Genomic DNA, 22,736 nt, shown 5'->3' on the forward strand with positions numbered 1-22,736 from the left:
TTTGCCAAAAAAACATAGCAGTTTTTCTATGATTTGAGTATAATTCCAGCTTTACCTAAACAGAAAATTTAATGGACTATATCTTAATGTATCTTTCCTTACCATTTTCAATTACCGAGAATTATTTATTAATTACTGCGTTGATTCCACTTTTAAGTGGGTTAGCTATTTTTTTTACTGGTAAATGGCCCAGAGTGAACAATAGTATTACTGTCACTTCTTCTGTACTTCTGTTTACGTATACGTGTCTGTGCACTTTATATTGGGTATATGGTGATCATTCTCAATTTATTCTCATGGATTTTGGTAATAATTTGCACATTAGTTTAAAGCTAGAGTCTACTGGAGTAGTATTCAGTTTATTAATATCGTTTTTATGGATACTAACCAGTGTATATGCAATATGTTATATGCAGAATAACTATGCTGATAGCAATCACTCAAGTTTTCTATGCTTTTTTTCAATATCGATTAGCTGTGCAATGTTTATTGCTTTTTCTGGAGACTTGCTCACTACATTTGTCTTTTATGAGCTTCTAACTATTAGTACATACCCTCTGGTTACTTACAACTCAACAAATGAATCAATGATTGCAGGACGCTATTACTTTGGCGTGCTATTTTTCTCTTCTTTGGTATTATTTTTTCCTGCGATAGGCCTTTTATATAATGAATTTCATACTTTAGACTTTGTAAGTGGTGGAATATTCAAATTTGATACTTCACTAATCACTTTTGTTGCAGTGTGTTTTGCTATGCTGATTTATGGAATAGGAAAAGCTGCATTAATGCCAATGCATTTTTGGTTACCAAAAGCAATGGTTGCACCAACTCCTGTAAGCGCACTACTGCATGCTGTTGCTGTTGTGAAATCCGGAGTTTTCATCATCATAAAAGTTATATTATACACTTTCGGCGTCGATAACATGCAACGTTTTGTGCAGCAAAATTGGTTTGCTGGAGGGTGGCTTCCGTACGCTGCTGGATTTACTATTATTACTGCATCATTGATTGCACTAAAGCAAAAAGAATTAAAGAAGTTGCTTGCTTACTCTACCATCTCTCAATTGTCGTATATTATATTATTCGCTTCAATTTTTAGTGATCTCAGCATGAGGGTTGCAATTTTTCAATTAGTTTGCCACGCATTTGCAAAAATCACTTTGTTTTTCGTTGCCGGAGCAATAATAACGAGAGCAGGTGAGAAATATATAGATAAGATTTACGGTATAGGACGCAGTATGCCAATTAGCATGACAGCATTTGCTATAGGTGCATTGTCTATGATAGGGGTGCCGCCTGCTCCGACTTTTTGGGGTAAATTTCTCATTTTTCAAGCTGTTTTCAACTCTGGCAATGTAATACTTTCTGTGTTTGTAACTCTAGTGTTAATTGTTAGTACTATACTCAACGCTCTGTACTTTTTACCGATAATTTACAATGCCTTTTTCTTAAAACCTTCTCAGAATTACTTTATTAAAAAAACACCAATTCTTCTAGTTTTACCTCCAGTTATTACTGCTATGTGCACTTTGGTTATTTTTTTTAGCTACCAAGTAATATTTTAAAATCTGTATTTATAACCATTAACAATAAATTTAAATGGTATTATACCAGCCAGAGTTGCTTTTATATTCGACAAAGTGAAGCTAATCTCCACAGTATCCTCCTTATTTTGCTCGGTTGTAAAAACTACAGTAGCATTTCCAGCAAATGTAACTAAGTCCTTGGTCGATCGATCAATAGATAATGTTATTACATTTATGTTGGGGATTTTTCTTTTAGATAAAGACAAATTACCAGCTTCATTATTCGTTTTTTCCTGAAAGCCTTGATAGATTTTATGTATAGAATTGTTTCTTATAAAATTTTCTTGGTACTTCGGTTCAACGATCTTAATGGACTCGTATATTTCAATGTATTTACTTATTAAGTACCTCGCTGTGGAAGTGTATTCATCTTCCTTTTTACTGAAACTAAGCTTATGCATTGCAGAGAACTCATCTTCTGTGTGGTTCATATACTTCACAAAATTTAAATCTTTTTTAATAGGAAATAACAGGTATATGTTTAATGTTAATAAACATAAGCATACTAGGAGAAGCGATACTATTAATGCCATCCAAGATCTTTCTGCTACACAAAACAGATACCTATGGCAGTACCATTCGACTGCTTTACTGAAATAACTTTTGTTTTTTACTGATTCAAGCAATTTATCTTCCATAACACAATGCTACCAAATCCAATTATAATAACAACAAGATTAGATACTCTAAAAAACTTTAAAATATGTCTAAATTTTCCAAAATAGGATGAATGATTATATCACCTTGTTCCGCAATAAGGTAGAATTTGTCGATTTTGCTCACATCTATATTTATCATTTTTATACTGAAATTTTCAGGATTGTAAATATTACTTTCAGCACTTTTGTGATAATTATAATAATGTAATTTATTTTGATCATCAAAATAACCAAATTCATCAGCGAGGGTTCCCACTTTGCTACCTTTACCATCTTTGACTAGCCTAAATAGATCAATTGCATGGTTTTGAGATCCAGGCTCAATAGGACCTTCTGCAGCAAAAAACTTAGGTGCATGACCAACATATTCCTTAAATTTTAGATTATGAGTCTTTTTTACACTACCAAAATCCACAAATTTATATTCATCTGAAACGCCAGAATATTGTGGATCATACTTTTTATATTCAAAAAACTCATTACCTAAAAAATTACAAAACGTTAATTTATAATTATCATGATCGGATTTAACGACTTTAAGGTAACGAAAATCTCTAGGCTCTGTGGACAAAAAATATGAAAAGAGAGAAAAAGATGGTAGTTTAGCCTAATAGGTAAAAAATGGAGAAACTACCATATGCAATATTACATCAAAGAGGAAAATTGGAAACAAATTTTAGAGTTCATAAAAAGCGTAAAAGGAATGCACAGCAAAGATGAAAAATGTTTAAGAATATTCATAGAGGCAGTGTGGTACATAGTGCGAAGTGGTTGCCAATGGAGACTTTTACCAAAAACTTATGGTAATTACAGGAATATACATAAGCGATTTAAAAGATGGTGTGAAAGAGATGTCTGGAAAAAATTGCTTGAATATACTAAACAAGAGCCTGATTTAGAAGTTGCTATAATCGACGGTACGATCATCCGAGCCCATCCATGTTCATCTGGATATACAAAAAACTCCAAGGATCAAGAAGCTTTAGGGAGGAGCAAAGGTGGCTTTACAACTAAAATACATGCGCTTGTCGATGCACTTGGAAATCCACTTAAATTTACTCTGACTCCTGGTCAAAGAAATGAAATTACGCAGGCACAAGTGTTGACCGAAAGTATCTATAACTCTACTGTAGTAGCTGACAAGGGCTACGATAGCAATGCCTTTGTTACAAGTCTTGAAGACAAGGGATGTACAGTAGTTATTCCGCCAAAACGGAATCGAAAAGTGCAAAGGTATTACGATGAGCATATCTACAAAGAACGTCATTTGATTGAGTGTTTTTTTGGTAAAATTAAAAATTTTAGGCGCATTTTTTCCAGATTTGATAAAACTGCTGAGGTTTTTATGGGTTTTCTCAATTTTGTTGGAGCTCTTGTATGGCTTCTCTAAAATTTTGTCCACAGAGCCTAGGAATCTTTACTTCCTCTTCCGTAATATGATTACGTACAACAAGTTCATCATTTAGCATATGATAGCCAATTTTTGGCAAAGTAGCTATATTGATTGTCTTGTTTAGCTTAAAATTTGCTTCATAAATGCCACTTAACAACTCCTTTCCTTTTTCTAGGGTTACGTCTTGATCTGAAGCTATATTCTTAATTAAGCTTAATTTTTTCTGCATGTTCAATATGGCTTTCGTCAAAACTTCTATTGATTGCCATACAGTTAATTTATTATCAGTCAAATTATATACTTCGAGTATTAAATTAACAGAATTTTATCATAAATTTATGTTAAAAGTATTATACTTCGTAAACTTATGTCATGATATTAACTACATTAGCTAAAACATGCTTTTTATCTAAGTGAAGTTGCTTAGCAACAACGAAAAGTTCATCTATTTTTTTCCACTGACCTAGTAAAATTTCAACACCATTTACCTCTCTCTTTATGCTTTCTAAAATGAAGGCCTGAATTATATATGATGCTAGTTCTAGTTCGATTTCGCTATTAATTACTTTATTAATCATATTGGGATTCTTTAAATCATGAAGAAATTTATAAAAGCATTTGTATGCTTCATAAGCATCACTACTTATTGTATTTATTATCATTCCTGGCATTCCAGGAAATAAAGTAATCATTTCGTCAAACGTTTGATTATCAAATTTACATTGAGATGAAGCAACTTGCTTTGTTTCATCATAAGTTAATGGGAGTAAATTTAGCTGAAAGCACCTACACCGGATAGTGGTTTGTATATCATATGGCTTATGGCTAATTATAAATATCTTAGAATTTTTTGGCGGCTCTTCTAATATTTTCAATATTGCGTTTTTAGCGTTATTAGTCATTGCCTCTAAGCTATCTATTATAGCTATTTTGTGTTCTGATTGAATGGGACTTAAGTGTAGAAAGTTTTTCATTTCTCTGACTTTTTCTATTCCGATAGTATCACCTTCAATAATGTGTAAGTCCAATGCTGCTACGTCATAGTTTTTTGTAAGAAACCAATTGGAGAAGGATTTTGCAAGTGTTGCTTTTCCTATACCTTTTTTACCACAGATCAGCCAAGACTGAACAGATAAGTTGTTCATTATTTTTTTTTTGGCTTGGTTGTGGCCTATTACTTTTTTCATTCTTTCTCCTATAGATTTTAGTTTGAAAATGCGTTGTTTACTGTTTGTAATGAAATTGCACCTTCCCTTAAAACCTTAATCTTATCTTCGGTTAAGTCAATAATAGTAGATTCTATACCAGAAACTAGTTCGTCATCTTCAATCACTACAGATAAATGTTGCTTAATGGATTGTGGTATATCGTTTGCCTTACATACACTTTTTTTTCCTGAAATATTTGTACTAGTTGCAACTATTGGAACTTTCAGTTTGTTTAGTATTGAAATTGCAATAGGATGCTCAGGAATTCTGATACCTATACTATCTTTAAAGAATTCGTTTGGCAATATGTTGTTGTTTTTAAGTGGTAAAATATAGGTAATTGGTCCAGGAGAAAAGTGGTTTATTAAATCAATATATCTTTCCTTTACCTTTGCTATTTTTGTCAAATTGTAAATATCACTAACAAATATAGACAGTGGTTTATTTTGAGAGCGTTTCTTTATCTGATATATTTTTCCTATAGATTCATTATCTAGTGCATTACAAGCAAGAGCATACACTGTTTCTGTTGGAAAACACACTAACAAGTTGTTCTGTATTGCATTTATTATTTTAGATACCATATAGCTCAAAACTTATTTATAACAACTAGATCAGTTTTGTTGCATTGTATCTTATATAGTAACTGCTAGTTTGTATCCGTTCAGGATAGCGGCAAGACCATAGAGTAAAAGTGAGTTTACAACAAATGGTGTCATCCCAGTGCTTGACACTGGGATCCAGGAATTTTATTAAGTTGGTAAGCATAAAAGTAGCCGTTTTATGTTAAAATACAACATTTTGATGATTATGAAAAAGCTGGATTCCAGTGTCAAGCACTGGAATGACATCGTTTACTATGTACCATATTGCAATGTTCGTACAGCTGTGTGTCACGCACTTTGCTTCAATATTTGCACATTAGCCACTCCTCTAAACAGATACGCTAGTTTTTGTGAATATAATACAACGCAGCTTACCATTTGTTATGCAGACTTGCTACAACCCAAACTCTTCATTGACTTTATCAACTATTGCCTGTGGTGGATCCTCTCCCCATCCTGAATACAAAATCTCTCCATAGTCTGCAACATCTATAGAGCCAGTTCTGCTTTTTGCTAGAAACATTTCTCTTTTCTCTTTATCAACTAATACATAATGCCACGCTGATTTTCCACGATCTTTACCACGGACTAAATATATAAGATCTGACCTGCTTCTTTTTGTTGCATCAGCAAAAGATCTTTCATTGACAGTTCTGCTTTTACTTTTTATGCCGCCACTTTCAGAAAAAGCTTCCTTGGATTCAGTTTTTTTGTTTGCTAATTCAGAAATTTTCCCTTTTTCCCCTAATGCCCGTTCTTTGGTGTTTTGAGACGAATACTTACTGTAAAAACCTTCCCCTGTACCGCCAGGAGTTCTGTTTGTGAAACGCTTAGTAAATGAATTATTGTCGTTGTTTTCTGCCATAAAAATCTCCAAACTTTAGATTATAGAATCCAAATTTTTACTACACTTTATCATATGTTAATTAAATTAATATAAATGAAAAATAATATAGTAATTATTACAGGAATTACGGCCTCAGGTAAATCAGAATTATGCGATAACCTGATAGAAAAATATGGAAATATTAGTATAATAAATTGTGATTCAAAGCAGGTATATGAAGGAATTCCCATAATTACCGCTCAACCACCAAAGCAAGAAGTATTTTATAAACTATATGGTTATGTTTCAGCAAAAGAAAATTATTCCGTGGGCCTATGGTTAGAGGATTTAGAAAAAGAAGTTAATCACGCATTAGAAAATGCTCAAATACCTATCATCACTGGAGGAAGCGGGCTTTACATAAGCAGTTTAATCAAAGGCTTATCATCAATGCCACAAATAAGTCAGGAAGTGAGGAAAAATGTAAGCGAATTAAGGAAAAATTTAAGTAAAGAGGAGTTTTACAAATTAGCGCTAAGCAAAGATCCAAGGATTCAAGGTAAAGTGTTCATGAATGACTCGCACCGCCTTTCAAGGGCACTTGAAGTTATCACTGAAACTGGCAAGTCAATTTTTGTATGGCAAGAGAATAGACAGCCTCCTTTATTCAATAATTTTAAGATATATACAATTCTGCCTAAACGTGAAGATGTATACCGAAAAATAAATTCTCGTTTTATCAAAATGATCGAAAATGGAGCAATTGATGAAGTAAAAAAGCTACTTAGTATGAACTTAGCTCCACATTTGCCAGTTATGAAAGCACATGGAGTGCCAGAAATTGTAAAGTATTTGAAAGGTGAGATTACTTTAGACGAAGCGATACAGATTGCTCAAACAAACACAAGACACTACGCAAAACGCCAGTACACTTGGTTTAAAAATCAATTTCCAAATGCTGAAGTGATTGATTTTGTGGAAGAATTTTCACTTTTCTTTTGAATAGGTGCAGTTTTTTTACTACTATTTGTCCAATATAGTCTCAATGCTATTAATTGGTGGCTTGATTTCTTTTAGGGTACTATTTACTTTCAATGGTTTACTAAAGCTGCTTATCATTGTAATTGTACCGTCCTCTTCTGTTACTTTTATGTCATTAGTATGGCCAAAAACTTTCTCAATCAATTGAAGGAAAATCTCTTTAATGACATCAAATAAACTTTTACTTTGTTGCATTTCATTGACAACTGGAAAGTTTTTTAGTTCTTCAGGAATAGTAAGGGATAATTTACCATCTTCATATGTTACATTTTTATCACCTTGAGACTTAAGTGTGAATTCTAGTGAGCTGGACAGGTCACATACCTTATCACCGAATGTACCGTCACTCCTTTGGAAAAATATTGGTAATGTCATATCAGATTTAACACTCACATTATTTTGGCTAACACAGTCAATACTTATTACTTTTTCAGGGCTTTCTATTATGAATGAATGCTGGCTAAGTGCACCTTGAAACTCTATATGTACACCAGCTTCATATCCTGCCTGATTACAATTGGTAACTAGTTCTTCTAGGCTCTGTGGACAAAATTTTAGAGAAGCCATACAAGAGCTCCAACAAAATTGAGAAAACCCATAAAAACCTCAGCAGTTTTATCAAATCTGGAAAAAATGCGCCTAAAATTTTTAATTTTACCAAAAAAACACTCAATCAAATGACGTTCTTTGTAGATATGCTCATCGTAATACCTTTGCACTTTTCGATTCCGTTTTGGCGGAATAACTACTGTACATCCCTTGTCTTCAAGACTTGTAACAAAGGCATTGCTATCGTAGCCCTTGTCAGCTACTACAGTAGAGTTATAGATACTTTTGGTCAACACTTGTGCCTGCGTAATTTCATTTCTTTGACCAGGAGTCAGAGTAAATTTAAGTGGATTTCCAAGTGCATCGACAAGCGCATGTATTTTAGTTGTAAAGCCACCTTTGCTCCTCCCTAAAGCTTCTTGATCCTTGGAGTTTTTTGTATATCCAGATGAACATGGATGGGCTCGGATGATCGTACCGTCGATTATAGCAACTTCTAAATCAGGCTCTTGTTTAGTATATTCAAGCAATTTTTTCCAGACATCTCTTTCACACCATCTTTTAAATCGCTTATGTATACTCCTGTAATTACCATAAGTTTTTGGTAAAAGTCTCCATTGGCAACCACTTCGCACTATGTACCACACTGCCTCTATGAATATTCTCAAACGTTTTTCATCTTTGCTGTGCATTCCTTTTACGCTTTTTATGAACTCTAAAATTTGTTTCCAATTTTCCTCTTTGATGTAATATTGCATATGGTAGTTTCTCCATTTTTTACCTATTAGGCTAAACTACCATCTTTTTCTCTCTTTTCATATTTTTTGTCCACAGAGCCTAGGATAGAATCACTTGGAACTTTAGCTCCAGCATGTTCGAACATCTCCTTAAAAACTTTTCTTGCAAATGGGCGGTAGTTTTCATTTTTACCTTCACTTTTTGGCAGTAAACTATCATGTTCTTTGTATAGCTCGGCAATCAAATCTCTACTTATACTTTTGCCGTTAATAACAAAATCCATTCTCTGAAAATCTAAGAACGCTGTATTACCAGAATTCGCTTCAGCATTGTCTTTACCAGCTCTTAACTTGCTAAAACCAAACTTTTCTGCTTGAGCTCTTAATGTAACTACTGGATTTTTCTTTTCTTCTGGTTCAGAGTTGTTCATTATTAATATTTTAATATGAGCTGCTAATAGTATAATAATACACAAAAATAGTTAATAGGTTAATAAAATGTTTAATATAGATAGTAAATATTGCATAGCTTGACTATAGGGTGACAAGATCTTAAGAAGGCTCTATAACAGTTTTACACATGTATGAATCTCAATGAGCAATCAGATTTTTCTAAATAGCAGGCTGGAGAATATACCTAAATTTCATTCCACAATATTGCCTAAACTTTGTGGTGGGGACAAAGTGGTGGACCTGCTATTTTATAGGCCATTTAGTTATGTAGACAGAAGTAAGCCGCTACCTGATGCTCAAGTTGGAGAATTTACAACTTTCATGGCAAAAGTTTATGAGCATCAGCCACCCACTTTTAGAGGTAGGCCATATAAAATAGTTGTTGAAAGTGAGAGTCAGTATGTATTCATAGTCTTTTTTAATTACTCAGTTAAGTATTTATATAAACTATTTCCAATTGGAGCTTCTGTAATCATCAGTGGTAAACTCGAAAAGTTTGCTGAACATTGGCAGATTACTCACCCAGATTACGTGTCGCTTGACATCAACCAATTTAAAGAAATAGCTCGCATAGAGCCAGTCTATCAATTATGCCGTGGCATTACTAATAAGAGCATTGGGAACATAATAAGCTCTAACCTGAAAGAATTGCCTGATTTGCCAGAGTGGATAGATGATACATTAATCAAGCAAAAAAAATGGCTAAGTTGGAGGGAAAGCATCATAAAGTTGCACAGACCAAGCTCATTGGCGGAAGCCGAGGTTTGTAGAAAAAGGCTTGCTTATGATGAATTGTTTGCGTATCAGCTAGCGCTGAAACTTGCAAGAAAAAATCATGTGAAAGAAAGGGGAAGAGAATTTATAGTATTGAGTAAGTATAAAGAGCAAGTTTTAAATGAATTGTCGTTTCAATTAACAAATGATCAAACTCGTGCAATAGATGAGATCTCAGAGAGACAAAAATCCAAGTATCGCATGATAAGCTTGCTGCAAGGTGATGTTGGTAGTGGCAAAACCGTAGTTGCACTTTTTGCGATGCTGAGTGTGGTAGAAAACAACATGCAGGCAGCTCTAATGGCACCTACTACTATCTTAGCGGAGCAACATTATAATTGGATTGAGGAAGTTTTATCCTGTACCGATATAAAAGTTGCTCTGCTTACTGGTAAAACTTCGCGCAAGGAAAGAAAGATTATTATGAACGAACTTGCAAGTGGTGTTTTAAATATAGTGATTGGCACTCATGCACTATTTCAAGCTAACGTTACATTTAAAAATTTAGGGCTTGCAGTCATAGACGAGCAACAGCGATTTGGAGTGATGCAGAGAAATCGCTTGGTAGGAAAAGGAGAAAATGCCGATATACTTTTCGTTACTGCAACTCCCATTCCAAGAACTTTGCAGCAAGCTATGTATGGTGACGTTGAATGTTCAATTTTGAAAGAAAAACCAAAATCCAGATTGCCAATAAAAACTGTAACTATGAACATTAGTAGGGTGCCAGATGTTATTGAAAAGCTAAAAGGTGCTATAAACAGGGGCGAAAAAGCATATTGGATTTGTCCATATATAGAAGAAAACGAAGAGACCAATATTGCTGCAGCAGAGATGCGTTTTCAGGAATTACAAAAAACATTTCTTGATAAAGTTAGCATAATACATGGAAAATTGACTCAGGAGCAGAAAGATCAAGTTATGTTTTCCTTCAAAAGGAATGAATTTTCTCTGCTTGTTGCAACCACTGTGATAGAAGTTGGTATAGATGTGCCAGATGCAACCATCATGATTATAGAAAATGCAGAGCAATTTGGGTTATCACAATTGCATCAGTTAAGAGGCAGAGTAGGGCGAGGAAACAAGCCATCTTTTTGTGTATTATTATACGATAATTTAAGTAAAAGCTCATCTTCAAAGTTAAAGATCATGTGTGAGTCACAAGATGGATTTTACATTGCTGAAAGGGATATGATGCTAAGAGGCAGTGGAGATATTTTAGGCACAAAACAATCAGGATGTATGGAATTTAAATTTGCTGATTTATATCAGGACAAAGAGCTGCTCAATCTCGCGTATAATAACGCAAAAGGCGCAATGGCTGATTTTGAATTACTGCTTGATATATTTGAATATAGAAGTAGATTACATTTTTCAAAATTTCAGTAGGAAAATCAGGTAACCCGCAGAAACGAAAAAACTTACTTGACACCCTTCGCCAGCCCCCTTATCATGATACTGAAGGTATTCAGTTATCTTCATCTGTGCAGATTAAACAGCAAGAAAACAACGTAGTTGGCGTCTTATTTTTAATTTTTTGCACTATGTGCACCTTATGTCTTCACAATATTTCTGGGTTTTTACCTATATAAGCTGAAACGCGCTTATAAGTCGTTTAAGACAGTATAGTACGCCGATTTGCAGGATTAGAGAGTGACAACTAGCTAACACGGGGTTTCTTTTGCCTTTTTTTCTGCTTAGTAAATTTCTTAGCATTTAAGCTAAGGGTCTGTTGCAGTTTAAAAGTCGCTAAATTGCAGCGTTTAGAATAAAAAACGCCAATATTTTGAAGTACATATAAATAACTAGTTATAGCTCTTTTCATAATGGTCCAAACGGGTTAAAATAAGAGTTTATAGTAGTGAAGGTAAGTATGCCAGCAGCATATAGTTATGATTTAAGAAAAAAAGCAATGGAAGTGCTAGACGAAGGGGAAAGCAGAGAAACGGTAGCAGCAAGATTTAAAATTGGAAGAACTACATTATGGGAGTGGCAGCAAAGAAAAAAAGAAACAGGAGATTTTCAGTCGAAAAAACTTGGAAATGGAGGTTATAATCACAAAATTACCGACTGGAATAAATTTACTGAATTTGCCAAAAAACATGGTGGAAAAACTCTATCGGAAATGGCTAAGCTTTGGAGTAATGTTAGTATCCCAACGATTCATCGAGCTCTTAAAAAAATTGGACTCACACGCAAAAAAAGACATATGGATACAAAGAAAGGAATGAAGAAAAACGTGCTGAATTTTTGAAAATTATAGCAACAAAAGAACCTCAAAACTTAGTATATATAGATGAATCTGGTATTGATAATACCGAAGACTATCCCTATGGATATTCTCAGAAAGGACAGCGGTTTTATGCTCTAAAATCTGGTAAAAAAATTCAACGAATCAGTATGATTGCAGCCTTAAACGGCAGAAAAATAGTTGTTCCGTTAACATTTGAAGGCCACTGTAATATGGATATCTTTAATAAATGGTTTGAGCAGTTCCTAACACCGATTTTGGAACCTGGACAAACTGTTATCCTTGATAATGCTACTTTTCATAAGTCTAATAAGATTACTGAACTTGCTAAAGGAGTTGGTGCAGAAATTTTATATCTACCGCCTTATTCTCCCGATTTTAACAAAATTGAGCATCATTGGTTTGCTATAAAAAACAGAGCTAGGAAAAACATTCCTCTATTCACATCTTTTCGTCATGCTGTTGATTCTGCTTTTCTATGAACTTTCCGGACTATTATGAAAAGAGCTATAACTACGGGACTTCTTTTGCCTTTTTTTTCATTTGGTAAATTTCTTAAATATTTAGATTAGTTGCAATTTAAGAGCCCGTAAAGGGTGTCATTCCAGTGCTTGACACTGGAATCCAGGAATTTTATTAAGTTGGTGAGTATAAAAATAGCTGTTTTACGTTAAAATACAATGTTTTGATGATTATGGAAGGGCTGGATCCCAGTGTCAAGCACTGGGATGACATCATCATAAAGGAACCAGTGTCAGCTACTTGAATGACATCATAGGGGCGCTGGAATTACACCCTGACAATCGTCATCCCGCTACGTGTTAGCGGAATCTGCTGTGGCAACATAAACTCAAATCATTCAAATTTCAATCCAAAGAGGTATCATTATGTTAAACAACTTCAATTTTAAAGAATTTTTTAACCACTATGAAACAAATAGTACGTCAGATGATATACAAAGGTATTATTTGCTGTGGAAATCAGTAATAGCGCAGGCGATGACTGATGCAGCAAGTAACTGTAAAAAAACAGAAAGCTTGGTAGAAAAACGTAAGGCAATTTCTTGGTTGTCAGACTTTAGTCAAGATTTTGTGCACACATGTATATTGGCTGATTGTGATCCGGTATACGTAAAAAATAAAATACAGCCAACCTTAAAAAGCCTTACTAGATAAAGCCTTTTTATATACTTAATGAGGTTTACTCCTTTTACCGAAAAAAATATAATTCAATCTCCTATCTATAGTTGCCTCTATATCTTTGATTAATAGCTGCTTTATCATGTTTACTTTTCGCTTTGCATCTTGAGCTTGACGCTCATTGTTACCACTGTTATTGCTGTAATTATTCTTATCACTATAACTACTGCCACTTGGTTTGCTACTGTTACTGAACTCACTACCCTTTTTTCTTCTTGTGTTGAGTATCTGTATTATCTTTTCCTTTAAAAAGGACTTCCAGCCTGTGCCAAGTAATAATTTATAGAGAAAATGCGGAGTAAGAAACGCCACTAATATTCGAATAGAAATTCCGTAACCGAGATCTTCCCTATTTTCATAATACCACTTGCAATATTGAAACAAACGGTAAAACGCATTTTTGAAAGAGCAAAATTCTACAGCATACCAAAAACCATTGCTGAGAAACATGAGCACAATGCTGAATGTGTAAAGATACATTGTGAAGAGAAACAGTTTCACAATTATATCTTTTAGACTACCTAATATATAATTCAATAATCTTAATTTATAGAAAAGTGATATCATTTCACACCCACTTCAATATGGCTGGGGTGGAAGGATTCGAACCTTCGCGTGGCGGTATCAAAAACCGCTGCCTTACCACTTGGCTACACCCCAATACTACTTACATCAATAACACTATTAGCCCAATTAGTAAAAGATTTATTTGCTTTTTCTATGGGCATCACAGCAATAGCTGGCTGATCATAAGAATGCATTGCTTCGATTTTTTCTACAATTTTATCAACTTGATCATTCCTGCTCTTCATAATTGCCACTACTTCACAACTATTACTAATTTTACCTTCCCATAAATACAGAGAATTCACTTCGGGAAATATATTTACACATACAATTAATTTCTCGTTTAACAATTCTTCAGAAACAGTTTTAGCCTCCTTCAAACTTGAAAAAGTTGTATAAATCAAAACTAAATTATTCATTAGAATCTACATAAATGCATTGCTACTATACTCTACCGAGATTTATTCATCAAGAGAAAATAGATGAGATTTTTCTGTCATTCCAGCACTCTCTTCTGTCATTCCAGTGCCTCCTTCCCCTGTCATCCCAGTGCCCTCTCTTGTCATCCCAGTGCGTGACACTGGGATCTCATTTCTTAATTTCACAATATAAATTATTCCAAATTGCACCTATTTGCAAGTATATAAATATAATAATTTTGCATAAAAACTTAGATCCCAGTGTCACGCACTGGGATGACAAGAGAGGGCACTGGGATGACAAAAAAAGGAGGCTCCTGGGATGGCAAGAAAGGAGCAGCAGGATGACACCTCACCATGTCATTCCAGCGCGTGACGCTGGAATCCAGCCTTTTCATAATCATCAAAATGTTGTATTTTAACATAAAACGGCTACTTTTATGCTTCCCAACTTAATAAAATTCCTGGATCCAAGTAGTCAAGGCACTGGGATGACACCTTCCCTAGTGAAGAAATCACAATGTTCATACGGTTGGTGCGACCCGAAAGTCGTGATTTTGTGATGGTTAAATTCCATCTTCCCTAGACATCGGGGATAATGTATGTCTCACATTTTAGAGAGTGGCAACCTCTAGGTGTACAGTCCCAGAGTGTGATGGTATGATAAAATATGAGAAAAAAATACCATCAAAGGAGGAGTTATGGGACAAATATTACATGGGTGCGCCAAAACAACACAGACGATTCGTAGAGCAATACAAAATAGAAAAGAGAGCATAGCAAAACTCTCCAAGCATTATAACCTTAATCCAAAAACTATTATTAAGTGGAGAAAACGTTCATTTACGAAAGATGCTGATATGGGTCCAAAGCGTCCAAGATCGACTGTTTTAACGCTAGAAGAGGAAGCTATAATAGTTACATTTCGCAAGTATACACTACTGCCACTAGATGATTGCCTTTACGCTCTGCAGTCTACAATTCCGCATTTGACTCGCTCTAGCTTGCATCGTTGTTTACAAAGACACAACATTAGCAGATTACCAACTGTTGATGGAGAAGTTAAGTCAAAAAAGAAATTCAAACAATATCCTATCGGTTACTTTCATATTGATATTGCTGAAGTTAGAACTGAGGAGGGCAAATTACATTTGTTTGTTGCTATTGATAGGACATCCAAATTTACCTATGTTGAGTTGCGTAACAGTGCTACAAAACCCATAGCTGCTGAGTTCTTACGTAATTTGATTAGAATTTTACCGTATAAAATCCATACTATTTTGACAGATAACGGTATACAATTTACAAACCAGAAGCGTCATAAGTATGCTTTCCAACATATATTTGATAGAGTTTGCGAAGAGAATGTTATTGAACATCGTTTGACAAAAGTTAGCCATCCTTGGACGAATGGGCAAGTCGAGCGTATGAATAAAACTTTAAAGGATGCTACAGTTAAGAAGTATTACTATCAATCGCACCAGCAACTTAAAGAACACCTTTATAACTTTGTTATGGCTTATAATTATGCAAAGAGACTCAAAACTCTTAAGGGTCTTACTCCTTATGAATTTATATGTTATCAGTGGACACAGTCTCCAGAATTATTTATACTAAATCCACACCATCACACTCTGGGACCATACACCTAGGATTTTTCTATAGTTTAAAAACAAAAAAAGGACGTTACTCATTGAGTAACATCCTTTTGGAGAAGGTAGAAGTTTTACTTATTACACTGTTCCTGGAGTTGCTGTAGCTCTTGAGTTGACAGGTTCTGCACTAGGTTGATCTAGAGATGCGCGTCGTTTTGCCAACTTTTCTTCGAGTTCTCTGTCAAAAGGAAGAACTTGTTTTCTTGTTGGCGTAGAAGAACCAGAACCCATTCCACTATCAGTAGAATTACTGTGAGTTAGAGTTCCTTTATCCGGTAATGTAGTAACAGCATCGTACCAGACCTCATTATCCGCCCTAATAGGATTACTGCCAAACTCTTCACTGAGAGAATTCTGTGAAGATGCATTCAACTCATTCAAGTTAGTCAATGAGGCACTTCTAGTTGATACTTCTGGAGTTCCTACCCTAGTAAGGTTGCCAGTACTACCACGTCGTGCAACTCCTGGTCTTCCTCCTATTGTTGCAGTTTTATTAGTATTCTCAATTGGAGTAGGAGTATCAACGTAAAAAGTGCTATTTCCTACTTTTATAGGTGGCTCTGTACTATCAGTCCTTACAGAATCTAGTGAACTGCTTTTTGACAAGCTGTTTTCAATAGATTGCGTTGCACCTTCTCTGATACTATACTTTCCTGCCACTTTATTAAGGTTCTCTATAGAGTTAGAAAGTTTATGCTCTATTTTGCACTCTTTAACAATCCTCTTAATTTCATCGTGATGTTCAGAAAAAATTTCATAGAGACTGTTATTATCTTTAGACAACAAATTTTGCAACTTCTTAGCGTCTAATTTATTGACAAAATCTGCTTGCTGTTTCAACTGATTGATCAACTGGTCCTTTTGGAAACCTGATTGACCATCAACAGAGTAAGCTTTCTCTAATATTTTTTCTCCCAGCTTAGAAAATATTTCCTTAGTTAAAGCAGAGCTATTCACGGCTTTGTCTTCAAGAACTTCCTTAATAAACATCTCCTTTACACTATTGAAATTTCTTGTTTTTTCTTCTGTTTTCAAAACAACAGTTTGACCTTCATTACCTATTGAATATGGGATGGCGTCTAAACTAGACATACTTTCACTTAAATTACTTAAACTGCGCCCCATTTTTCCTAACGTAGCACCAGCTCCCTCTCTTGTTGCTCGTCCCACAGAACTTATAGCTCCTTTTACTGAATAATAACCTTCTCTTGCTTTTTCTGCAGTATATACTGACGCGTCCTTAACTTTCTCGGCAGTATATTTCGCCCCTTCAACTGTTTTCTCAGCTGACCACTTGAGCCCTTTGAATGTGTATTCAACTGCTTTATAAGCAAAAAATAGAGTAAGGGCAACTATTGCACCTGTTGCAGCAACCGGTAAAGCAACTGCCACAAATGGAAGTAATGCACCAACCATCACACCTACTGCACTTACTGCTAATATTTTTTCCTTTGAAGACAAAGAAGAGAATCTATCAAACATGTTGCTCTCTTTATTCTCTTTGAATAACTTACTAAAAGTTTCAGCAAATATACTTTGTTGCTTCCCACTAGAAACTAAATTTGTTTTATTACCTGGCATTTTTAACCTCACTATTAATTAAATATATTATATTGTACACCCTCGATTCTTAAGTTAGTGTTAATTTGGCTACCAGTATTCATTTGTCTTTGAATAATTCTGCTTGACGTGTTTTTTGATAGTGTGGAAAATTAGGTTAAGGGCTCTTCGAGCTAGAGTATTTATGAGGTGCACAAAAAGGATACCCACCCTTTTAATTATTGCAGTTTTAATAATAATGGTTTTGTTATCTCATTATTATTCTCACCTTCACGAAGACGTAGTGCACTTAAAGAGTGACAATAAAGAATTCAAAAAAAAGCCAGAAAATTCCATAGAGTCGACCATACTACATAGAGAAAAGGAAGTGTACGATCATGTTTTCCATCCTGATGATTAATTTGTAAATAAAATAGCAATTTATGTTTGCATTTTCTTATTAAAGAAGTAATATTAGCGTATTAATTATAGAATCAATCATTATGTTTGATGATAATAATCCTTGGAATCTGGGAAAGAAACCGGTAGGGAACAAAACTCCTAATAATGAAGATATTTTAAGTAAAGCTGTATCTGATATAAGGTTCTTTCTTAATGGATTAACCAGAAACAGGGGCAAAAAACCTTATTTCATCATTTTCATTATTTTGCTGTTCTATGCTTGCACTGGCTTTTATATTGTCCATCCTAGTGAAGAAAGTATAGAACTTACCTTTGGTAAATATTCTAATACAGAAACACCTGGTTTGCGTTATCACTTCCCCTACCCTATTGGCAAGGTTTTTAAAGTGAACGTTAAGGAAGTAAATCGTGAAGAAATTGGGGTAAGTAGTTCTTATGGGCGAGATACAGATCGCGGTGAAGGCGTGATGCTAACTGGAGATGAAAATATAGTCAACGTTAACTTCGAGGTTCAATGGCGCGTTAGAGATGCTAAGGACTATTTATTCAAAGTGCGGGATTACAAACCCGGTTTCAGTGTTAAAAATGCTGCTGAAAGTGCCATGAGAGAAATAATAGGTAAAAACACGATCTCTTTTGCACTTGGTCAAGGCAGACCAGAAATTTCTAGAGATACTAGAATTCTATTGCAGCAGATTCTTGATGGATACCAAATGGGCATAGAGATTTTATCTGTTCAAATGAAAAAAATTGATCCACCAGAAAAAGTAATCAGTTCGTTTAGAGATGTACAAAGTGCTCGTGCAGACAAAGAGCGTACTATAAACGAAGCATATGCTTATAATAATGATATTATACCTCGAGCAAAGGGTGAAGCGATAAAGATAAAATTAGATGCACAAGCATATGAAAATGAAGTAATAAATGAAGCAAAAGGTAATGCAAATCGCTTTTTATCTCTTTATGAGGAATATAGACAGAATCCTTCTCTCGTTAAGAACCGTATTTATCTTGAAACTATGGAAAATATTTTCAGTAAGGTAGATAAAGTTGTTGTAACTGATGATCTGAAAGGTATGTTTTCTTATTTACCTCTTACGAATTTAGGAAAATAACCATGAGTAGTAATATTAAAATTGTTTTTGTTTCTGTATTTGTTGTTTTATTGATTGTTTTATTTAATTCAATATTTGTTGTGCAAGAAACAAAGCAAGCGATAGTTATACAACTCGGTAAAGTTGTAAGAGATGTTAGGGAAAGTGGCTTATATTTTAAGTTACCATTCATAAATAGTGTAGAGTTTCTTGATAAAAGAGTTTTAGATTTAAGTCCTGATAAGATCCCAAGGGAAGTGATAACAGCGGATCAAAAACGTATTATAGTAGATGCATATGCAAAATATAAAATAACAAATCCTGTTATTTTTTACCAGGCTGTGAGGAATGAATCAGGGCTGGTTAGAAGATTATATCCGGTTATAGAAGCACACATAAGAGAAAATATAGGCAGATTTTCGTTGATTAGCTTGTTGAATGAAAAAAGATCAGAGGTTATGCAATTGATTCAGCGTGGAGTTTATTCTGAAGCTGAAAAATTTGGCATAGAAATAATAGATGTAAGAATTAAGAGAGCAGACTTACCAGAAGAAAATAGTTCTGCAATATTTCGCCGTATGCAAACTGAAAGGGAAAAAGAAGCAAAAGAAATTAGAGCAGAAGGAGAGCAAGCTGGGCAGGAAGTTAGATCAAAAGCTGATAAATTAAAAAGGGAAATTATCTCTAGTGCAGTAAAAGAATCGTACGAAATAAGGGGCCGTGGTTATGCTGAAGCAACTAGAATTTATAATGAGGCATTTAAGGTCGATGAAGAGTTCTTTAACTTTTATCGCTCTATGAGCGCTTACAGTAAATCATTTGCCGAAAATAATACTAAATTTGTACTTTCACCAAACAATAACTTTTTAGATATTTTAAATAAAGGATGGAAATAGTTTATGAAAATTATTTTATCTATATTTGCATGTTTTTTAATTGCGTTTTCTTCATACACTAATGTGTTCGACTGGAACGCAAAAAAAGTTGTTGATGCTAACACTCCTGCATGCAGATGTGGTCAAGGACTTGCCGATTTAGTGGAAGAACTCATTCCTGCGGTTGTAAATATTTCAAGCGAACAAATCATCAAACAAGAAAATAATAGCAGAACTAGAGTTCCACCTATGCCAAGAAATAATTTCTTTGATGATTTTAGAGAGTTTTTTGAGCACTTTGATCAGTTTTTTATGGATAGGGGCCCTAGTGTTAACAGAGAGGTGGTGTTGCTTGGCTCTGGGTTTATTATAGATAAAGATGGAACCATAGTAACCAATTATCACGTTATTAAAAACGCCCAAGATATCACAGTTACTATGAATGATAATACTCATTTTAAAGCAGAAGTTTTAGGCTATGACGCAAGAACTGATCTTGCTGTGCTTAAGATTCATTCTGATAAAGATCTTTCTTCTGTTGCATTTGGTGATTCTGATAAAGCAAGGGTTGGTGATACGGTTATGGCAATAGGTAACCCATTTGGTTTGGGTGGCTCTGTAAGCACAGGAATTATATCTGCAAGGTCTAGAGACATTAGTATCGGCACTATGAATGAATTTATTCAAACCGACGCTGCAATTAATAGAGGCAACTCTGGAGGGCCATTATTTGATTTAAATGGAAAAGTTATAGGCATTAACACCGCTATCTATTCCCCATCTGAGTCTGGCGGTAACGTGGGTATAGGCTTTGCTATACCATCTAATTTAGCTATGTCAATTATTGACACATTAAAAAGTGGCAAAAAAATAAAACATGGTTGGCTTGGTGTGCAAGTTCAGCCTATAACGAAAGAATTCGCTAAGTCCTTGGGTTTAAAAGATACAAAAGGTGCACTGGTTGCAAGTATAGTAAAGGATAGTCCTGCAGAAAAAGGTGGAATTAAGGTGGGTGACATATTATTAGAATTTGATGATAAAAAAATTGATAGAATGACACAATTGCCTCAAATGGTTTCAAGAACTGAACCTGGAAAAAAAGTACAAATTAAGTTACTTAGAAAGGGCAAAGAGGTCAATATTAAGGTTATGATTGAAGAATCTGTAAATGATGGTCAATGTAATAATCAAGAAGAAAATAAATCAACATCTGATCACATAACTGGGTTAATTGTTTCAAACCTGCCAAAAGAATCAAAAGAAAGTAATCCTACAAAAGGTGTGATAGTTACCAATGTAGATAGTAACAGTAATGCCACGCTGCGTGGTATTAAAAAATGAGACATTATTATCCAATTAGATGGAACCGATATAGAAAATACTAATGATTTTCAAAAACAAGTTGATTCAGCAGTAAAGAAAAACGGTAAAGATTCAATAATGTTGCTCATTTACCGCAATGGAAATCAATTCTTTACTTCGATAAAGTTGAAGAAGTAATTTTATTCACTAAATTTACAAAACAGTAGTGTTGTAAGCTCGCTACTGTAACACTTCAATCTTATAAAATAAATAAAAATCTACACTAGATTTCTTGCATAACCATATAAAAAACCAAAGGATGTCATCCCAGTGCCCAGACACTGGAAACTTCACTGTAATGAGCACATTGAGCAGCTGTATAATAAAAACTGGATTCCAGTGTCAGCTACTTGCATGACGCCGTCATAAAGGAACCAGTGTCGGCTACTTGGATGACACCATAGGGGTTACTTGGGTGATATACTATAGGAGGTCTAACATGAACTTTCTAAAATTCATTGAACTGTGCTTTCAAACAGTGGTGCCGGGATGTGAGTATAATGATTATCAGTACATAAAAATCATAGCAGACAGGCTGAAAGCAGCGAATGCTGGCGAAGTAAGGCGCATAATATTCAATATGCCTCCGCGTTCAATGAAGTCCATATGTGTGAGTGTTGCGTGGCCCGCATGGATACTGGGAAATCAGCCAACTGCAAGAATAATAGTTGCAAGTTATTCTAAGTTGCTTAGGCTCTGTGGACAAAATTTTAGAGAAGCCATACAAGAGCTCCAACAAAATTGAGAAAACCCATAAAAACCTCAGCAGTTTTATCAAATCTGGAAAAAATGCGCCTAAAATTTTTAATTTTACCAAAAAAACACTCAATCAAATGACGTTCTTTGTAGATATGCTCATCGTAATACCTTTGCACTTTTCGATTCCGTTTTGGCGGAATAACTACTGTACATCCCTTGTCTTCAAGACTTGTAACAAAGGCATTGCTATCGTAGCCCTTGTCAGCTACTACAGTAGAGTTATAGATACTTTCGGTCAACACTTGTGCCTGCGTAATTTCATTTCTTTGACCAGGAGTCAGAGTAAATTTAAGTGGATTTCCAAGTGCATCGACAAGCGCATGTATTTTAGTTATAAAGCCACCTTTGCTCCTCCCTAAAGCTTCTTGATCCTTGGAGTTTTTTGTATATCCAGATGAACATGGATGGCCTCGGATGATCGTACCGTCGATTATAGCAACTTCTAAATCAGGCTCTTGTTTAGTATATTCAAGCAATTTTTTCCAGACATCTCTTTCACACCATCTTTTAAATCGCTTATGTATACTCCTGTAATTACCATAAGTTTTTGGTAAAAGTCTCCATTGGCAACCACTTCGCACTATGTACCACACTGCCTCTATGAATATTCTTAAACGTTTTTCATCTTTGCTGTGCATTCCTTTTACGCTTTTTATGAACTCTAAAATTTGTTTCCAATTTTCCTCTTTGATGTAATATTGCATATGGTAGTTTCTCCATTTTTTACCTATTAGGCTAAACTACCATCTTTTTCTCTCT

The 22,736-nt window shown here is 34.6% G+C and carries 21 protein-coding genes, 1 tRNA gene and 5 pseudogenes; 12 read left to right on the forward strand and 15 right to left on the reverse strand.

Annotated elements, in window-relative coordinates:
* Positions 1-71: 71 nt before the first annotated feature.
* Entirely contained in the window at positions 72-1,568 is a 1,497-nt protein-coding gene (locus tag OOK85_RS06395) for a proton-conducting transporter transmembrane domain-containing protein (protein WP_264702861.1), read from the forward strand.
* Here the strand turns inward: OOK85_RS06395 and OOK85_RS06400 are convergent.
* Both OOK85_RS06400 and OOK85_RS06405 read right to left on the reverse strand, forming a co-directional pair.
* A complete protein-coding gene (locus tag OOK85_RS06400) occupies positions 1,565-2,227 on the reverse strand; it encodes a conjugal transfer protein TraJ (protein WP_264702862.1) in 663 nt (220 codons plus the stop codon). The genes OOK85_RS06395 and OOK85_RS06400 overlap by 4 nt on opposite strands.
* Before the next feature lie 58 nt (positions 2,228-2,285).
* Positions 2,286-2,807: pseudogene (locus OOK85_RS06405) on the reverse strand (hypothetical protein); the annotation flags it as partial.
* 78 nt (positions 2,808-2,885) lie between these two features.
* Between OOK85_RS06405 and OOK85_RS06410 the strand changes: the two are divergent.
* On the forward strand, positions 2,886-3,638 hold the full coding sequence (locus OOK85_RS06410; RefSeq protein ID WP_264702866.1) for an IS5 family transposase: 753 nt from the start codon (positions 2,886-2,888) through the stop codon (positions 3,636-3,638).
* A gap of 16 nt (positions 3,639-3,654) precedes the next feature.
* Here OOK85_RS06410 and OOK85_RS06415 read toward each other — a convergent pair.
* The 4 genes and pseudogenes from OOK85_RS06415 to OOK85_RS06430 all read right to left on the reverse strand — a co-directional run.
* Positions 3,655-3,933 (reverse strand): annotated as a pseudogene (locus OOK85_RS06415) (hypothetical protein); the annotation flags it as partial.
* Positions 3,934-4,006: 73 nt separating this feature from the next.
* Positions 4,007-4,828, reverse strand: a complete 822-nt coding sequence (locus tag OOK85_RS06420) for an AAA family ATPase (protein WP_264702870.1) — start codon at positions 4,826-4,828, stop codon at positions 4,007-4,009.
* A gap of 17 nt (positions 4,829-4,845) precedes the next feature.
* The gene (locus OOK85_RS06425; RefSeq protein WP_264338125.1) at positions 4,846-5,433 is read right to left on the reverse strand and encodes an L-threonylcarbamoyladenylate synthase; all 588 of its coding nucleotides are present in this window, start codon (positions 5,431-5,433) and stop codon (positions 4,846-4,848) included.
* Positions 5,434-5,848: 415 nt separating this feature from the next.
* Positions 5,849-6,319, reverse strand: a complete 471-nt coding sequence (locus OOK85_RS06430; protein ID WP_264702873.1) for a hypothetical protein — start codon at positions 6,317-6,319, stop codon at positions 5,849-5,851.
* A 75-nt stretch (positions 6,320-6,394) separates the two neighbouring features.
* Between OOK85_RS06430 and miaA the strand changes: the two genes are divergently transcribed.
* Positions 6,395-7,282 (forward strand): tRNA (adenosine(37)-N6)-dimethylallyltransferase MiaA, encoded by an 888-nt coding sequence (gene miaA / locus OOK85_RS06435; RefSeq protein WP_264702875.1) that lies wholly within the window; start codon positions 6,395-6,397, stop codon positions 7,280-7,282.
* Positions 7,283-7,303: 21 nt separating this feature from the next.
* Here the strand turns inward: miaA and OOK85_RS06440 are convergent, their stop codons facing one another.
* The 3 genes from OOK85_RS06440 to OOK85_RS06450 are packed head-to-tail and all read right to left on the reverse strand — an operon-like array spanning position 7,304 to position 9,038.
* On the reverse strand, positions 7,304-7,888 hold the full coding sequence (locus tag OOK85_RS06440) for a hypothetical protein (protein ID WP_264702877.1): 585 nt from the start codon (positions 7,886-7,888) through the stop codon (positions 7,304-7,306).
* Positions 7,876-8,628 (reverse strand): IS5 family transposase, encoded by a 753-nt coding sequence (locus OOK85_RS06445; RefSeq protein ID WP_264702879.1) that lies wholly within the window; start codon positions 8,626-8,628, stop codon positions 7,876-7,878. Before OOK85_RS06445 ends, OOK85_RS06440 begins: the two co-directional genes overlap by 13 nt.
* A gap of 26 nt (positions 8,629-8,654) precedes the next feature.
* On the reverse strand, positions 8,655-9,038 hold the full coding sequence (locus OOK85_RS06450; RefSeq protein ID WP_264702881.1) for a hypothetical protein: 384 nt from the start codon (positions 9,036-9,038) through the stop codon (positions 8,655-8,657).
* Between the two features lie 163 nt (positions 9,039-9,201).
* Between OOK85_RS06450 and recG the strand changes: the two genes are divergently transcribed.
* From recG to OOK85_RS06465, 3 genes are all read left to right on the forward strand, one after another.
* Positions 9,202-11,223 carry an ATP-dependent DNA helicase RecG gene (gene recG / locus OOK85_RS06455; protein ID WP_264702883.1) on the forward strand — a complete coding sequence of 674 codons (2,022 nt, stop codon included), beginning with the start codon at positions 9,202-9,204 and terminating at the stop codon, positions 11,221-11,223.
* Positions 11,224-11,707: 484 nt separating this feature from the next.
* Positions 11,708-12,567 (forward strand): IS630 family transposase gene (locus OOK85_RS06460; protein ID WP_264702431.1). Its coding sequence is split into 2 segments (ribosomal slippage): positions 11,708-12,032 and positions 12,032-12,567, totalling 861 coding nucleotides; the frame shifts between segments, so codons are not numbered across the junction.
* 405 nt (positions 12,568-12,972) lie between these two features.
* Positions 12,973-13,260: a hypothetical protein gene (locus OOK85_RS06465; protein ID WP_065094527.1), complete on the forward strand. Its 288-nt coding sequence runs from the start codon at positions 12,973-12,975 to the stop codon at positions 13,258-13,260.
* A gap of 15 nt (positions 13,261-13,275) precedes the next feature.
* Here OOK85_RS06465 and OOK85_RS06470 read toward each other — a convergent pair whose 3' ends face one another.
* From OOK85_RS06470 to OOK85_RS06485, 4 genes are all read right to left on the reverse strand, one after another.
* Positions 13,276-13,668: a hypothetical protein gene (locus tag OOK85_RS06470; protein WP_244263371.1), complete on the reverse strand. Its 393-nt coding sequence runs from the start codon at positions 13,666-13,668 to the stop codon at positions 13,276-13,278.
* 201 nt (positions 13,669-13,869) lie between these two features.
* Positions 13,870-13,944: transfer RNA gene (locus OOK85_RS06475), tRNA-Gln, on the reverse strand.
* Positions 13,935-14,270, reverse strand: coding sequence for a divalent-cation tolerance protein CutA (gene cutA, locus OOK85_RS06480; RefSeq protein WP_264338120.1), 336 nt, complete (start codon positions 14,268-14,270; stop codon positions 13,935-13,937). The genes OOK85_RS06475 and cutA overlap by 10 nt, the downstream gene beginning before the upstream one ends.
* 42 nt (positions 14,271-14,312) lie before the next feature.
* Positions 14,313-14,456, reverse strand: coding sequence for a hypothetical protein (locus OOK85_RS06485; protein ID WP_264702887.1), 144 nt, complete (start codon positions 14,454-14,456; stop codon positions 14,313-14,315).
* Positions 14,457-14,971: 515 nt separating this feature from the next.
* On the opposite strand from OOK85_RS06485, the gene OOK85_RS06490 reads away from it, so the two are divergent.
* The gene (locus OOK85_RS06490) at positions 14,972-15,922 is read left to right on the forward strand and encodes an IS481 family transposase (RefSeq protein ID WP_264702189.1); all 951 of its coding nucleotides are present in this window, start codon (positions 14,972-14,974) and stop codon (positions 15,920-15,922) included.
* A gap of 81 nt (positions 15,923-16,003) precedes the next feature.
* Here OOK85_RS06490 and OOK85_RS06495 read toward each other — a convergent pair whose 3' ends face one another.
* Positions 16,004-17,506: an actin-bundling T4SS effector WalE1 family protein gene (locus tag OOK85_RS06495; RefSeq protein ID WP_264702889.1), complete on the reverse strand. Its 1,503-nt coding sequence runs from the start codon at positions 17,504-17,506 to the stop codon at positions 16,004-16,006.
* Between the two features lie 461 nt (positions 17,507-17,967).
* On the opposite strand from OOK85_RS06495, the gene hflK reads away from it, so the two are divergent.
* The 5 genes and pseudogenes from hflK to OOK85_RS06520 form a co-directional block, all read left to right on the forward strand.
* A complete protein-coding gene (hflK, locus tag OOK85_RS06500; protein ID WP_006279849.1) occupies positions 17,968-19,002 on the forward strand; it encodes an FtsH protease activity modulator HflK in 1,035 nt (344 codons plus the stop codon).
* Between the two features lie 2 nt (positions 19,003-19,004).
* Complete coding sequence (hflC, locus tag OOK85_RS06505; RefSeq protein ID WP_182319521.1) at positions 19,005-19,877, forward strand: protease modulator HflC; 873 nt, start codon at positions 19,005-19,007, stop codon at positions 19,875-19,877.
* A gap of 3 nt (positions 19,878-19,880) precedes the next feature.
* Positions 19,881-21,356: pseudogene (locus OOK85_RS06510) on the forward strand (DegQ family serine endoprotease).
* A gap of 117 nt (positions 21,357-21,473) precedes the next feature.
* Positions 21,474-21,578: pseudogene (locus tag OOK85_RS06515) on the forward strand (WPE palindromic element domain-containing protein); the annotation flags it as partial.
* Positions 21,579-21,657: 79 nt separating this feature from the next.
* Positions 21,658-21,909, forward strand: a pseudogene (locus tag OOK85_RS06520) (hypothetical protein); the annotation flags it as partial.
* Positions 21,910-21,928: 19 nt separating this feature from the next.
* On the opposite strand, the gene OOK85_RS06525 reads toward OOK85_RS06520, so the two are convergent.
* Positions 21,929-22,681: an IS5 family transposase gene (locus OOK85_RS06525; protein ID WP_264702853.1), complete on the reverse strand. Its 753-nt coding sequence runs from the start codon at positions 22,679-22,681 to the stop codon at positions 21,929-21,931.
* Positions 22,682-22,736: the final 55 nt, after the last annotated feature.

The sequence above is a fragment of the Wolbachia endosymbiont (group A) of Volucella inflata genome, assembly GCF_947250665.1.
In the GTDB taxonomy this organism is placed as follows: Bacteria; Pseudomonadota; Alphaproteobacteria; order Rickettsiales; family Anaplasmataceae; genus Wolbachia; species Wolbachia pipientis.

Coding starts and splice junctions, on each gene's coding strand:
- OOK85_RS06395 (WP_264702861.1), top strand. CDS start 72: ATGGACTATATCTTAATGTATCTTTCCTTACCATTTTCAATTACCGAG.
- OOK85_RS06400 (WP_264702862.1), bottom strand. CDS start 2,227: ATGGAAGATAAATTGCTTGAATCAGTAAAAAACAAAAGTTATTTCAGT.
- OOK85_RS06410 (WP_264702866.1), top strand. CDS start 2,886: ATGCAATATTACATCAAAGAGGAAAATTGGAAACAAATTTTAGAGTTC.
- OOK85_RS06420 (WP_264702870.1), bottom strand. CDS start 4,828: ATGAAAAAAGTAATAGGCCACAACCAAGCCAAAAAAAAAATAATGAAC.
- OOK85_RS06425 (WP_264338125.1), bottom strand. CDS start 5,433: ATGGTATCTAAAATAATAAATGCAATACAGAACAACTTGTTAGTGTGT.
- OOK85_RS06430 (WP_264702873.1), bottom strand. CDS start 6,319: ATGGCAGAAAACAACGACAATAATTCATTTACTAAGCGTTTCACAAAC.
- miaA (WP_264702875.1), top strand. CDS start 6,395: ATGAAAAATAATATAGTAATTATTACAGGAATTACGGCCTCAGGTAAA.
- OOK85_RS06440 (WP_264702877.1), bottom strand. CDS start 7,888: ATGGCTTCTCTAAAATTTTGTCCACAGAGCCTAGAAGAACTAGTTACC.
- OOK85_RS06445 (WP_264702879.1), bottom strand. CDS start 8,628: ATGCAATATTACATCAAAGAGGAAAATTGGAAACAAATTTTAGAGTTC.
- OOK85_RS06450 (WP_264702881.1), bottom strand. CDS start 9,038: ATGAACAACTCTGAACCAGAAGAAAAGAAAAATCCAGTAGTTACATTA.
- recG (WP_264702883.1), top strand. CDS start 9,202: ATGAGCAATCAGATTTTTCTAAATAGCAGGCTGGAGAATATACCTAAA.
- OOK85_RS06465 (WP_065094527.1), top strand. CDS start 12,973: ATGTTAAACAACTTCAATTTTAAAGAATTTTTTAACCACTATGAAACA.
- cutA (WP_264338120.1), bottom strand. CDS start 14,270: ATGAATAATTTAGTTTTGATTTATACAACTTTTTCAAGTTTGAAGGAG.
- OOK85_RS06490 (WP_264702189.1), top strand. CDS start 14,972: ATGGGACAAATATTACATGGGTGCGCCAAAACAACACAGACGATTCGT.
- OOK85_RS06495 (WP_264702889.1), bottom strand. CDS start 17,506: ATGCCAGGTAATAAAACAAATTTAGTTTCTAGTGGGAAGCAACAAAGT.
- hflK (WP_006279849.1), top strand. CDS start 17,968: ATGTTTGATGATAATAATCCTTGGAATCTGGGAAAGAAACCGGTAGGG.
- hflC (WP_182319521.1), top strand. CDS start 19,005: ATGAGTAGTAATATTAAAATTGTTTTTGTTTCTGTATTTGTTGTTTTA.
- OOK85_RS06525 (WP_264702853.1), bottom strand. CDS start 22,681: ATGCAATATTACATCAAAGAGGAAAATTGGAAACAAATTTTAGAGTTC.